We start from the raw sequence: 12,335 nt of genomic DNA, 5'->3' as shown, positions 1-12,335 counted from the left end.
CCTGTAGCCCCTATCAATCCTGCTTTTCATGACAACCGTTGTTCTCAAAAGCGGGTGCAAAATAACACAGGATTTTTTTATTATCCAAATGGAAAGTTCACATTTCTGGCATGACCTTTGCCATTTAAGCAGCTTACTCATTCATCTATATAGGCTTATAAGCAGTTAAAAAATTTCAGAAAAACTGCATAAAGAATAATTCCGTTGGAATACGGCCCATTACTAAGTAAATAATTGCAATTTTAGCATGTCGCAAAATAAACTGTTAAGAGGTACATATTATGAATTTTAAGAAACTAATTAAAAATCTGGGGTTTCAGATACTTGTTGCCATGCTACTTGGTACTGCACTCGGCATTGCTATGGGTCCTGAAGCAACAGTGTTTGCACCATTGGGCGATGTATTTATTGGCCTGATTAAGATGCTTGTCGTGCCATTGGTGGCTATCTCAATTATATCAGGAGCAGCGTCGTTGGGTGCCACCAAGTCGGCTGGTAAGATTGGCATCAGTACCATCGGCTACTTTTTAATTACCACTGTTGTGTCCGTAACTCTTGGACTGCTACTTGGTGAAATATTTTCGCCTGGCAAAGGGCTTGACAAAGAAACCGTACTGGCCATGTTTCCGGCAGAAGAATCACCTGTGCATCAAACCGCTGATTTCTGGACAACGCTGCAATCCATCATTCCTGAGAATCCAATAGAATCGTTAGTGAGTGGCAATATTCTGCAGATAATCTTTTTCGGACTATTCCTCGGTATTGGTATATCAACCCTTCCAAAGCAAAAGAAAGAACCTTTAATGAACGGCATGAATTACCTTATTGAGGCGCTCATCTGGATGATTAAAGTGGTTATGTGGACAGCCCCAGTTGGTGTATTTGGCTTGATGGCATCGTCCATTGGTTCCTTTGGCTTTGATCTACTAAAGATGGCACTAGACCTGATGTGGGTGAACCTGATTGGCGGAGCTATTATACTGCTTGGGTTATATCCGCTTACATTGAAATTATTCTCCAAAACATCTATCCGCCAGTTTTTCGCTAAAATGACAAAAGCACAGATTGTAGCCCTTTCTACCAGTTCGTCGATGGCCACATTACCAATCAATATGGAAGTTTGTGAGGAAGAGCTGGGAGTTTCTAAGGCCACCACTGGATTTGTATTGCCACTGGGTGCCACTATTAACATGACGGGTAGTGCCCTTTACTATGCCCTGGTAGCGGTATTCTTTGCACAGCTGTTTGGTATTGAGCTGAGCATTGCCCAATACATTGCTATTATTATTACATCAACCGTTGGCTCTATCGGACAGGCTGGCGTACCTGGCCCTTCGCTGCTGGTGGTAGCTGTATTGGTATCGGCCGATATCCCTATTGCCGGTCTTCCTTTGCTATATGCATTGGACCGTGTTTTTGATATGCTGCGCACAGCCTTTAATATTACAGGAGATGCAGCCTGCGCCATTATTGTAGACCGTTTTAATAAATAACACCGATTACTATGCAAAATGCGCCTTTAGTTCGTTTCACTCTAAAGACACGTTGAATATGTATCGGCATTATACCAGCGCATTTTCATATATAAATGTATAATATCCAAGGCCAAAAACAGATCTGACGGATATAAATATAAACGACGCGTTGATTAAGATTATTAATATAGCTTAATCAACGCGTCGTTCTATCTATTAAGAATAAGAACTATCTACAGGTAGCTTAAGAAAGGCGAATAGCAGTACTTTTGAAACTGTTCCTTGAATGCTGCCAATTCACTTTCAGTAATAGAGCCGGGGGATGACATTAATAACAGTTCGACCGATTTACCATTTCTGCGCAACGGTAATTGCTGATATGGGTAATGATTTAACTGAAAACCCAGCCGCTCATAGAATCCTATCCGCCGACGATTCATATCACTCACTGGCGGCTCCACCTCAAGCACCACCTTAGCACCTGTTTCATTCAACAATGCTTTAACAATTTGCTCGCCAATGCCTCTACCCCGAACAGGTTGGTGCGTTGCCAGGTGTTCGATATACACCAGGCGATCAAAGTGCCACCACATAATAAATCCCACCATCTCAGTACCCGATTTAACTACATCGAAATGATAGCGCTCTTCACCTAGCAGTTGACATTGCAGCTCCTGCTCGCGCCTCTCCATAATTGGAAAAGCCTGTTCATATAAGGACCAGGCTTCAGAGAATAAAGGATCATCGCTATTAGTTACGCGACAAAAAACTAATTTCATCAGTATATTGCATTAGTGCCTCAACAACTAAGCGTGTTTATTGCGGCAAGTTTGAATGGCGATGGTCAGCACCTGCTCCAGCACAGACCTATCTACATCGCTTAATTTATTAATATATAAACACCCTTTCCCAGTTTTATATTTACCCAGCTTTTCAATTGTTCCCTGCAGGCCATCAAGTCCACACATCAGGTAAATGGTAAGATTTTGCTTACGGGGCGAAAACCCAACAGTAAACCAGTCACCCGAGCGACCGCTGGCATAGCGATACCTGTACTTGCCAAAACCTATAATGGCATCGCCCCACATAACCGGCTGTTCACCCGTCAGCTTCTGCATCAGATGTAGTAATGCGAAAGTATCTTCACGCTTTTGTGGGTGCTCAATGCGATTCAGGAACGAATGCACATCGGCCGATGTTGGTTGTGTTTTATTCTGTGCCATATCTATAGATTTATCGTGTGATGGTCAGACTCATTCATTCAATACGAAATATACGGCAGAATTGAAACGACACCAAACCAGAGTTTCATCTAAAGACCTGTATATACTTAAAAGGTTGCCATCGAAAAGATGACAACCCCGGTTTAAATGGTTTTATTAGGTGTCTATTTTATCATATCATCCGGATGTATCTCTTTGATGGAGTTCAGCTCTCCAGTTGCTATATCAAATATCCAGCCATGCACAAACAATCGCTGACCTCTGCCCCATGCATCTTTTAGGATTTCCATTGATGCTAGTCTATCAACCTGTTTAATGACACTCAGTTCAGCCAGACGATTAGCTTTATTTTCATTCCCTTTTATACCATCTATTTCCTCAATATTATCGTTAAGCGTTTCTCTAATTTCCCCGATCCAATTATCTAAGTACTTATCATCTGTTCCTTCAAGAGCCGCCTTTATTCCGCCGCAATTAGTGTGTCCAGCCACAACTATATGTTTCACTCCCAAGGTATTTACAGCAAAACTAAGAGCTGCCATCAGACTGGCATCCTCCTCATGTACCAGGTTGGCCACATTGCGATGCACAAAGAACTGCCCCAACTGACTGCGCGTGATCACGGTCTCAGCCATGCGGCTATCGGCACATCCAATCCAGAAATACTTTGGCGCCTGGCCTAACGACAGGTTTTTAAAATAGTCTTCATCTACATTTTTGATGGTTTGCGCCCATGCCCGATTAGCTAAAAATATTTGATCGTATGATTTCATAATTCTGTTTTTTAGTGTTTAAACATTAGGCCGCCTTTTTCCTGAACATTGGAAGAACAGCTGTTTCGCTTTGCATAAAGGTAACTTTAATCCCTTTTTGTTCAGCTGTTTCGCAAAAATCTTTGATGGTTGCCAATATATCGTTGTCGATAAAGTCTACCTCTGTTCCATCAATCAACAAGTTGATGTTTTCCGGTAAATACTGCAATATTCTGCGCAACTGTGCCTTGTTAAAGAAATACAGGTTGCGCGATATTTGTACCATGTAGTTATTACCCACATTTGACAAGGTAATACCCGAACGGAAATTGGAACGCAAAACAAATATAAAACCTACCACAATACCAAAGCTGATACCCTTGAGTAAGTCGGTGAGTAAAATAACGATGATGGTGGCAAAAAACGGGATGTACTGATTAGCGCCCTGCTTAATTGCACTCTTATAGATGGATACTTTATTAAGCTTCAGTCCAACGTGGATGAGTACCGCTGCCAGTGCCGACAATGGAATATAGTTCAGGTAGGGTGCAAAAAACAGTACACTTAACAGTAGTAAGGCACCATGAAACACTGCTGAAAGTTTGCCTTTACCACCTGCATTGACATTGGCCGAGCTACGCACAATCACGGCTGTCATGGGTAAACCACCAACCAAACCGGCCAACACATTGCCCCATCCCTGGGCTTTCAACTCTTTGTTGGGTGATGAAATCCGTTTCTCCGGATCCAACTTATCACAAGCATCAAGACTGAGTAAGGACTCCAAACTTCCTACTATAGCAATAGTAAACGCCACCACCCATACCTCGAGATTGGTAATGGCACCAAACTCAGGAAAACGCAACTCATCAATCAAGGAACTAAAACCACTCATTTCGGGTAAAGACACCAGGTGTGTTGACCCCAAGGCCATCACCGGCGCTGTTGCTTTAAACAATTCATTCAAGGCCACTCCTAAAACCACAACCACCAGCGGACCTGGCACTAATTTAGTTATGGGATTGTTTTTGATGGCTTTGGTATCCCACAAAAACAGTATACCCATTGATAGCACACTGATAATGACAGCCCCTGGCAGGATGCCGGCAATCATATAATATAATTCTGAAAAAGTATGATGACCGTAACGCTCATCAAAGGCAGCTGCATCAATCCCCTGGATATCGTAACCAAACGCATGTGGTATTTGCTTAAAAATAATCCCAAGGCCAATGGCCGTCAACATACCCGTAATTACCGATGTGGGAAAGAAGTGCCCGATAACACCGGCTCGCACATAACCCAATACCAGCTGAATGACACCTGAGATAAATACCGCCAGCAGAAAGGCCTCAAAAGAGCCTAATGTAGCAATGGCAGAAAATACAATAACGGTGAGCCCGGCTGCCGGCCCACTGACACTTAGCTTTGAATCAGATAAAAACCCGATGACAATACCGCCAATAATACCAGAGATGACACCTGAGAAAAGAGGTGCCCCGGAAGCCAAAGCAATACCCAAACATAGCGGCAAGGCCACCAAATAAACTACCAATCCGGCCGGGATATCACTCCTGTACGTTTTAAAAAAATCTTTCATAGTTCCTTGTTTTCAATTCGGCTCTACGAAAGCAAAACCTGTGCCAGAATGTAAGTTTTTCTGTTTTTTGTGATAGGTTTACTACTTTTAATGATATTTCTGCTATGCTACATTGTCTTATAACGACATTAAGAAGCTAAAATCAGCCGATGGCTCCACCTCGTAAGGTACTTTACCATACTGAAATACACGCAATGACAATGCGCCTTTGTAGCCTATTTCACCATTTTTAACAACAAACATACATCCTTCGCGTAACCCGGCTACGGTTGTTTGCTGATTCACCTTTAAAAACTCCATAATACGCTCTTCGCGCGTTTCGCCACCGTGCCCTTCGGGGTTGGCATCGAGGTAGTGCGGATTAATCTGAAAAGGAATCAGATTCAACGCATCAAAGCCCAGCGGATCGATAATGGGCATGTCGTTGGTGGTTTTGATGGTTGGACAGGCCAGATTAGAACCGGCACTCCAGCCAATGTATTTTGTACCACCCAGTACCTTCTTACGAATAGGCTCAGTTAGTTGATTATCGTGCACCATACGCAGCAACTGCCAGGTGCTTCCACCACCTACCACAATCGCATCGGCCTCTTCCACAGCCTTCACCGGGTCATCAAAATGATGAATGGAAACCACATCGTGCCCCACCTCGTTAAAACGGCTTTTTACTTTAGCCTCATAATCGTCGAACGACACCGTTACCCCTGCATAAGGAATAAATAAGCACTTGACTTTTTCCTCTCCTAAGAAACCGGCAATGTCATGTTTGGGGTAGTCCAGATAGGCCTCACCGGCCATGGTTGAATTGGATATTAATAGTAGGTTCATAATATATGACTATTAGATGTTAGACTTATTGATAATAGATTAAAAAAGAAGGGGTGGATTTTGTTTATTATTAGCAGTTGGTTAGATTTTTAGGCATTAGGCAGTAGCTTATTCGCAAATGACGTAATATTAACCACTTAACTTAAACATCTGAAGATCTATTAGAAATAATTAAACCTTAACAAAGTAATAATATTTCAATAACAGGGTAATATTCAAAAAACAGATTCCTTCATTTTTAATAGTTTACAAAGCATTAATCGCCTCTACCGGATCCATGCGCGAAGCTTTCCAGGCCGGTATATAGCCCGATACCACACCAATAAAGGTGGAGATGCCGATACCCTTGAGCACATTAAGCAAGGTAAGAGCCATTTCAGAGCCGGTTATCAGACTAATGGATATAGCAATGCCAAAGACCAGCAGCAGTCCGGCCAAACCACCCAGCAGTGACAAGACAGTACTCTCAATGAGGAATTGCAGCAGTACAAAGCGACGCTTGGCACCCAGGGCTTTCTGTATACCAATGATACGGGTACGCTCTTTTACCGAAACAAACATGATGTTGGCAATACCGAATCCTCCTACCAAAATGGAAAAACCGCCAATGAACCAGCCTGCCAAATCGATAAAATCAAAGAGGCTGTCGAAGTTTTTCTGCACCAGGCTGATGCGATTGAGGGCAAAATCATTATCGGCGCTGGGCTTGATGCGACGAATAGCACGCATAACGCCGGTCAGCTCATCCACCATATCGTCCGAGGTATAGCCCTCTTTAGCTTTCACCAGTATCATCGGATTCACCGATTCGCTGCGCAGGTTAAACAGCGTGCTGGCAAACTTAACCGGTATAATAATGTTTTTATCGAGGGTATTGCCAAATATATCGGAACCCTGGCGCTGTATAACACCAATAACCAGCAGCTTACGCCCCATCATCTTCACCCGCTTACCAATGGGGTCGGCTCCCTGGAACAGCTCAGCGGCTATTTCGGCACCAATAATGGCTGATGCCATGCCACCGTTGGTTTCGTAGGGCGAAAAGTAGCGACCCCTGCCTATTTCAAAGGACCAGATGGCGTCGAAATCATCGGATACCCCCATAACGGCCACGTTATCGTAGGAATTGTCTTCGTACTGCAGCATTTTTTGCGACGACATCACATAAGAAACGGCTTCGGCAATCTGCGAGCGACGCTTTATCTGCTCATAATCGTTAATGGATGGTACCTGCCGGTTCATGTAGCGCCACCACGGATACTCCGATTCCCCTTCGGGAGGTGTCCAGGGCCATTTTTGAATATACACCACATTGTCGCCTAACGACTCGATGCTGTCGCGCACCTGTTTCTCCAGAAAGTCAATCAACGTAAAAACCGAAATAATGGAAAAGATGCCAATGGTAACACCCGAAAGCGTCAGGATGGTACGCAGTACGTTTGTTCGCAAGGCATTGATGGCGAACAGGAAGCTTTCTTTGAAAAATTTATAAACCAGTATCATGGGTTAGCTGTGTTTGGTTAGGCAAGATAAGATAAAAAGACGGAAGCACGAAGACGGAGGCTGGAATTAGTGCATGGTGCGCAGTGCATAGTGCACGAAAGTCCGGAGCTCCAAAGTCCGAAGTCCGAGATTAGTGCATGGTGTGCAAAGCCGAAACACAGAGACGCTGAGGCGCAGAGTTGTTTTGTGTTCGCAGTTAGCGCAGGGTGTGTAATGACCAGAGAGGCAAATCGCTATCAGCTATCAGCCATTAGCTTTTAACAAGAGGCGTATCCAAACTAATTCATCCTCTCAGGCTTATTGATGAAATACTTATGTGAATCAATAGTTAAAACTTGCATAATATTAAACCTGCAACCCATATCAGGGTTATTTTCTCACCATATTCATAACCCCGCGCTTCGCACCGGGCTATTATTGTTAATGTCCTACGGACATTTTTTTATTCCGAGGGGATTTAACCCGCAATATGCATTAGAAAATCCGGGTTTAATTTTATTAACCATGGGTGCAACCAATGGTATATTAATACATTACAAACAGAACTCCGGAGTGGGTTCAACTATTGATTCGCATTACTTATCTTTAAGCAGAAATTTCCAAGCCCCTATCAATGAAACGCAAAGACACCCTCCTTTTACTCCTGTTGGTACTGGCCAAATTTATCCTTCAGTATGCACTGATAGATGCTACTTACGACCTGCACCGCGATGAATTTCTTCACCTCGACCAGGCCAACCATCTGGCCTGGGGCTACCATTCGGTACCCCCACTGACCTCCTGGCTATCGTGGGTGATTAAGCTATTGGGCAATGGCGTATTTTGGGTCAAGTTTTTTCCGGCTTTGTTTGGGGCATTGACGCTTGTAGTGGTTTGGCGCAGCATCGGCTACCTGGGTGGCGACCTGCGAGCCAAACTACTGGGAGGGTTTGGCGTATTGTTTTCGGTGCTCTTACGACTAAATACATTGTACCAGCCCAACTCCTTTGACATTTTAAGTTGGACACTGGTGTTTTACTGCCTCATCAGATACCTGAAGGATGAACAAGCCAGGTACCTGTATGCTTTGGCAGTGGCTTTGGCCCTGGGCTTCCTGAATAAATACAACATGGTATTTTTAATGCTTGGCCTGCTGCCCGCCTTATTACTCAGCGGACAGCGCACCCTATTCTTACGAAAGGAATTATACCTGGCCGGCGGTTTAGCTTTAGTATTGGTCATGCCCAATCTCATCTGGCAATATCAGAATGGCTTCCCGGTAATACACCACATGAATGAACTGGCCGCTACCCAGCTGGTGAATGTGAAGCGCTTTACCTTTTTAAGCACACAACCCTTGTTTTTTACGGGCTCCCTGTTTGTGATGCTGGCCGGCCTGTGGGCTTTGTGGTTTTATCAGCCATTTAGTAAACTACGCTCCCTATTCTGGACCATGATTATTGTGCTGAGCCTGTATACCTGGCTGAAGGCCAAAGATTATTATGCCATTGGTTTATACCCTATTTACATTGCACTTGGCGCTGTATATGTATCCAGCTGGCTGCGTCAGCGATGGGGACAGGTGGTGTATGTGCTGTTATTAGCATCTCCGGTTGTTTACTTTGCCTATACCTACGATGTGTTGTACCCCAACAAAACACCTGAATACATAGTGGCCAACCATAACCGCTACCAGGAAATGGGTGTGTTACGCTGGGAGGATGGTAAAGATCATGAGCTGCCACAAGACTTTGCCGATATGCTGGGGTGGCACGAGCTGGCCCAAAAGTTAGACAGTGTGTATGCGAGTTTAGACAATCCATCTTCCACCCTTGTGCTGTGCGATAATTACGGACAGGCAGGCGCGGTTAACTTTTATGGCAGGGAGGGCATTCGTGCAGCATCCTTTAACGCCGATTATGTGAACTGGTTTGAGCTCGACCAGCCTTACACACAATTGATACGTGTGATTACGGCATCGGCTGTAAAAGAAGAGTTTGCGGAGACGGCGCAATACTTCAACGTGGCTTATGTGGCCGATTCCATTGCCAATCCTTTTGCACGAGAGTTTGGCACATCCATCTGTGTTTTTCAGGGCACCGCTGTAAATATTAATGCGATTATTAAGCAAGAGGTTGAAGAGCGACAGTTAAGCCGGCAATGGTAAAGATGGTTTAGAAAATAAAAAAGAGGATGTCCGAAAATCAAGAGAGACACTTTTATACTAATAACTTCATCACCTCATCCCAGCCATTCGGCTCTGGCGAAATAAATCCTCCTCAAGGAGAAGGTGACATTATTTAAAAAGACAACGATCTCTAATGCATGAAGATATCTTTTATTAGTAGTGGCTTTCTCTCCTTGAAGGAGAGGATTGAGGAGAGGTGTTTTGCTACAAAAAAAATTGCTATTCATAGGCGCTTCGCCCAAACCCGAGTTCCTGCTGAAACAATAAAGAATAATGTGAAACAATAGTTAAAACTTGCTTAATATAAACCTTCAACCCATATCAGGGTTGTATTCTCACCATATTCATAACCCCGCGCTTCGCACGGGGCTATTATTGTTAATGTCCTATGGACATTTTTTATCCAGAAGGGATTTAATTTTAATAACCCGAGTTCGATTTAAATTTTAACACTCAGATTGAAATAAAAAGCTTGTTAATCCCACTTACAAACAGAACCCCGGAATGGGTTCAACTATTGATTCGCATCAATACTCAATTCTATATCGCTCCGATGTTATTGATTATAAAAAAACCTGTCGGGATTTGGAATCCTGACAGGTTTGGCATATGCTATTGTAAGTCATCAGCTTCTGACAAATATACCCAATGCTTCGAGCAACTGGGGCTGGTTGTAGAGCGCTACTTTGGCAATGGAGTAAAAATCGTCCATCCAGTCTTTCAGGGTGATGATGGCATCGTTCTTGGTTTGTGTGGCGGCTTGCGACTCCGCCATTTCACGCACATGCTCACGCAGCACTTCAAATAATTCTGGAGTAATGCTTCTTCCTAAAAGAAAATTAGCTATAATATCGATTACTATTCAAAATGCTCCTTTAGTTCGTTTCACTCCTAAAGATACGATGAATATGTATCGGCATACCAGCGCATTTTAATATTTAAATGGTCTAATTTACACGTATAACTGGTTAATTTTCTATTCCAAAACGAGTATAGGGATCGCATCTCTATTGGCAGCTTTGTCATAAAGTTGCAATCCGTATTCTGTTTCTTAACGGCCAATAACCTGAGTACCTTGCTTACGCAACAAATCCACAGCCTCCTCCTCTGCCGACATATCAATAATATCAATCTGAATATGCTTGTAGAACTTCTTGTGAAGATGAGCTTGAAAAGCTGCTGCATATTTGTCAAAATTAGTGTCAGCTTTAAGCCCAACACAAAATACATTGCTGTATTCCAAAGCCCAGGCTGCATAACATTCCTTTAGGTTATAATCATAAGAATAATCGCGCACCAGCTTGTTCATGGTTTTGATATCACTCTTCGCTGGCTGTTTATATAGTAAAGTTGTTTCAATCAGATGCACGCAGTTATTACTTAGGTCCTCTTCTGTAATGTTTTTCAAAATATCATCCGTTACATCAAGCCCCCCTTTCAGATTAAACCTCATGGAACGAATGGTATACAAAGGCCCGTAAGGAACACCCCACCAACCAAAGATGGCCGAAATCATATTGTATTTTCTAATTTGAGGTTTGCCTGTTTCCCCATCCTTTAAAAGAAACGCTGGCGAGAAAGGGTAATAGGTGGCAAATATGGGTGAGAAACAATATTGGAAAGCTTTAAAGCGATAACCATTTTCAACTTTGTATTTTAATTCTTCAATAGTTAATGGCTGCGGTAGTTTAAGTTTATATTTCATAGAGTTTGATGATATTACTTACCAACGAATATACAATTTTGTGTTTTAATAATTGTCGAAGAATATTTATATGTGAGGTTAAAGCATCGCATCTCTATTGGCAGCTTTGCTATATAGATGCGATCCGTAAAACTTAAAGGCATTTTTTTTCTCAATTACCCGATTTAACTAACGCTATGCGTACTAGCAGCGCGAAAAAAAGCCCGAAAGCGCTACTTATGATAAGTGGATGCTATTGGGTTTTTAACGAAAGTGAAGGTGCCAGCTCACCAAGTATGCCCGAAATAAACCGGTAAGGGGTATTGACACTGGTCAGCTTAACCACCCATGCCGGTATGGCACCACCTGGGTCCACCCAGCCGGTTACCATAATCTGGCTTTCGCCGGGAGTAGCGCCGGTTTTAATGGTCCAGCTTTCGTAAAAATCCGCTATGCGAATGATGCCTTCATTTATAGGCACATAGTCCGGCAAAACAGTTGACTCCAGGTAATAGCCCTTTTCGTTTTTGGTCACCCCCATCTCCACTACCATATCGCGGTTTTTAACCGGCCATGGCAAATTTAAACGCATGTAGTTGGTATAACGCTCATCGGGTTGATGATTTAAAAATCGGATGGAATCAACCAGCTCCATGTGTTTCAGGTTACCGGCAAAATCAACCACCTGCCGGTACACCTCCTCCGGCCTGGCCTTCACCAGGGCCTCTACCTTGTACATGTAAAATTGAGTGCCATCCTTCTGTTTAGTAAACACCCTTATGCCGTCCTTCTCTTTTTTCAGTTGCCAATCGGTGGCCTGTGCCGCGGCTACCCCCATCAACAGCAGCATACAGGTAGTTATTAGCTTGCAAAGGCGATGTTTCATGCTTACTCACTTTAAAGCAAAACACCAGTTAGCAGGGATGAGTTCAATAAGCCATACCTGAAATAATGCGCCGTCATTCAATTTCTACAACTGGAAAAGCTCAGTATATTATCGTATTTTAAACTGGTCAGCATAATGAATCCTGAACGTTTCAGGCCTTGTCATAGCTAATCTAAAATCGTTCTAATTAATCTGAAAAAGCACCTTGTTGGCATTG

General features: G+C 43.2%; 11 protein-coding genes. 2 read left to right on the top strand and 9 right to left on the bottom strand.

From position 1 onward, the window contains the following. The first annotated feature begins 281 nt into the window (after positions 1-281). A complete protein-coding gene (locus KDU71_RS14985; protein ID WP_212191907.1) occupies positions 282-1,493 on the top strand; it encodes a dicarboxylate/amino acid:cation symporter in 1,212 nt (403 codons plus the stop codon). A gap of 215 nt (positions 1,494-1,708) precedes the next feature. Here KDU71_RS14985 and KDU71_RS14980 read toward each other — a convergent pair whose 3' ends face one another. From KDU71_RS14980 to KDU71_RS14955, 6 genes are all read right to left on the bottom strand, one after another. Then, positions 1,709-2,254 carry a GNAT family N-acetyltransferase gene (locus tag KDU71_RS14980; protein ID WP_212191906.1) on the bottom strand — a complete coding sequence of 182 codons (546 nt, stop codon included), beginning with the start codon at positions 2,252-2,254 and terminating at the stop codon, positions 1,709-1,711. A 27-nt stretch (positions 2,255-2,281) separates the two neighbouring features. Then, positions 2,282-2,698 carry a DUF1801 domain-containing protein gene (locus KDU71_RS14975; protein WP_212191905.1) on the bottom strand — a complete coding sequence of 139 codons (417 nt, stop codon included), beginning with the start codon at positions 2,696-2,698 and terminating at the stop codon, positions 2,282-2,284. A 164-nt stretch (positions 2,699-2,862) separates the two neighbouring features. Next, positions 2,863-3,471, bottom strand: coding sequence for a carbonic anhydrase (locus tag KDU71_RS14970; protein WP_212191904.1), 609 nt, complete (start codon positions 3,469-3,471; stop codon positions 2,863-2,865). Positions 3,472-3,496: 25 nt separating this feature from the next. Beyond that, positions 3,497-5,050, bottom strand: a complete 1,554-nt coding sequence (locus KDU71_RS14965; RefSeq protein WP_212191903.1) for a SulP family inorganic anion transporter — start codon at positions 5,048-5,050, stop codon at positions 3,497-3,499. Positions 5,051-5,167: 117 nt separating this feature from the next. After that, positions 5,168-5,878 (bottom strand): dipeptidase PepE, encoded by a 711-nt coding sequence (gene pepE / locus KDU71_RS14960; protein ID WP_212191902.1) that lies wholly within the window; start codon positions 5,876-5,878, stop codon positions 5,168-5,170. A gap of 246 nt (positions 5,879-6,124) precedes the next feature. Further along, positions 6,125-7,381, bottom strand: coding sequence for an ABC transporter permease (locus tag KDU71_RS14955; RefSeq protein WP_212191901.1), 1,257 nt, complete (start codon positions 7,379-7,381; stop codon positions 6,125-6,127). A 613-nt stretch (positions 7,382-7,994) separates the two neighbouring features. On the opposite strand from KDU71_RS14955, the gene KDU71_RS14950 reads away from it, so the two are divergent. Further along, a complete protein-coding gene (locus KDU71_RS14950; RefSeq protein WP_212191900.1) occupies positions 7,995-9,527 on the top strand; it encodes a glycosyltransferase family 39 protein in 1,533 nt (510 codons plus the stop codon). 646 nt (positions 9,528-10,173) lie between these two features. Here the strand turns inward: KDU71_RS14950 and KDU71_RS14945 are convergent. The 3 genes from KDU71_RS14945 to KDU71_RS14935 form a co-directional block, all read right to left on the bottom strand. Next, a complete protein-coding gene (locus KDU71_RS14945; protein ID WP_212191899.1) occupies positions 10,174-10,347 on the bottom strand; it encodes a hypothetical protein in 174 nt (57 codons plus the stop codon). Positions 10,348-10,599: 252 nt separating this feature from the next. Continuing rightward, a complete protein-coding gene (locus KDU71_RS14940; protein WP_212191898.1) occupies positions 10,600-11,253 on the bottom strand; it encodes a hypothetical protein in 654 nt (217 codons plus the stop codon). A 232-nt stretch (positions 11,254-11,485) separates the two neighbouring features. After that, the gene (locus tag KDU71_RS14935; RefSeq protein WP_212191897.1) at positions 11,486-12,118 is read right to left on the bottom strand and encodes an SRPBCC family protein; all 633 of its coding nucleotides are present in this window, start codon (positions 12,116-12,118) and stop codon (positions 11,486-11,488) included. Positions 12,119-12,335 lie beyond the last annotated feature (217 nt).

The organism is Carboxylicivirga sediminis (assembly GCF_018156225.1).
Lineage (GTDB): Bacteria > Bacteroidota > Bacteroidia > Bacteroidales > Marinilabiliaceae > Carboxylicivirga > Carboxylicivirga sediminis.
Note: the sequence above shows the minus strand (reverse complement) of the source record. Positions and strands in the feature narration are given on the sequence as shown.

Bases quoted from the DNA above. Each gene is read 5' to 3' on its own strand.
- KDU71_RS14985 (WP_212191907.1), top strand. From the start codon at position 282: ATGAATTTTAAGAAACTAATTAAAAATCTGGGGTTTCAGATACTTGTT.
- KDU71_RS14980 (WP_212191906.1), bottom strand. From the start codon at position 2,254: ATGAAATTAGTTTTTTGTCGCGTAACTAATAGCGATGATCCTTTATTC.
- KDU71_RS14975 (WP_212191905.1), bottom strand. From the start codon at position 2,698: ATGGCACAGAATAAAACACAACCAACATCGGCCGATGTGCATTCGTTC.
- KDU71_RS14970 (WP_212191904.1), bottom strand. From the start codon at position 3,471: ATGAAATCATACGATCAAATATTTTTAGCTAATCGGGCATGGGCGCAA.
- KDU71_RS14965 (WP_212191903.1), bottom strand. From the start codon at position 5,050: ATGAAAGATTTTTTTAAAACGTACAGGAGTGATATCCCGGCCGGATTG.
- pepE (WP_212191902.1), bottom strand. From the start codon at position 5,878: ATGAACCTACTATTAATATCCAATTCAACCATGGCCGGTGAGGCCTAT.
- KDU71_RS14955 (WP_212191901.1), bottom strand. From the start codon at position 7,381: ATGATACTGGTTTATAAATTTTTCAAAGAAAGCTTCCTGTTCGCCATC.
- KDU71_RS14950 (WP_212191900.1), top strand. From the start codon at position 7,995: ATGAAACGCAAAGACACCCTCCTTTTACTCCTGTTGGTACTGGCCAAA.
- KDU71_RS14940 (WP_212191898.1), bottom strand. From the start codon at position 11,253: ATGAAATATAAACTTAAACTACCGCAGCCATTAACTATTGAAGAATTA.
- KDU71_RS14935 (WP_212191897.1), bottom strand. From the start codon at position 12,118: ATGAAACATCGCCTTTGCAAGCTAATAACTACCTGTATGCTGCTGTTG.